Consider the following 608-nt stretch of genomic DNA (forward strand, 5'->3'; position numbering starts at 1 on the left):
CGCGGCAGCCGGCATTGCGTAGCGACGCCGCCGAGCCCTTGCCCACGTCGCCGTAGCCGGCGACCAGCGCGACCTTGCCGGACATCATCACGTCTGTGCCGCGGCGGATGGCGTCCACCAGCGACTCGCGGCAGCCGTAGAGGTTGTCGAACTTCGACTTGGTGACGCTGTCGTTCACGTTGATCGCGGGGAAGAGCAGCTTGCCCTCCTTCGCCATCACGTAGAGGCGGTGCACGCCCGTCGTGGTCTCTTCCGACACGCCCTTGATCGAAGCGGCGTGCTTGGCGAACCAGCCCGGCTTCTCCGTCAGCAGCTTCTTGATGAGCGCGAAGAAGACGGTCTCTTCCTCGTTGGTCGCGCCTTCCAGGAAGGCCACGTCGCCCTTCTCGGCGCGCAGGCCGTAATGGACGAGCAGCGTCATGTCGCCGCCGTCGTCGAGCAGCATGTTCGGCTCGCCGCCGTCCGCCCACTCCAGCGTCTTCTGCACGTAGGACCAGTATTCCGGCAGGGTCTCGCCCTTCACGGCGAAGACCGGCGTGCCGGTGGCGGCGATGGCGGCCGCGGCGTGGTCCTGCGTCGAGAAGATGTTGCAGGACGACCAGCGGACG

At 67.1% G+C, this 608-nt stretch carries 1 protein-coding gene; it reads right to left on the minus strand.

What is annotated here, in order from left to right; translation table 11 throughout:
- On the minus strand, nucleotides 1–608 hold a 608-nt coding region (locus AC1DWF_RS36225), incomplete at both ends, for an adenosylhomocysteinase (protein WP_476843278.1).

This window comes from Aminobacter sp. P4_D5 (genome assembly GCF_056401815.1).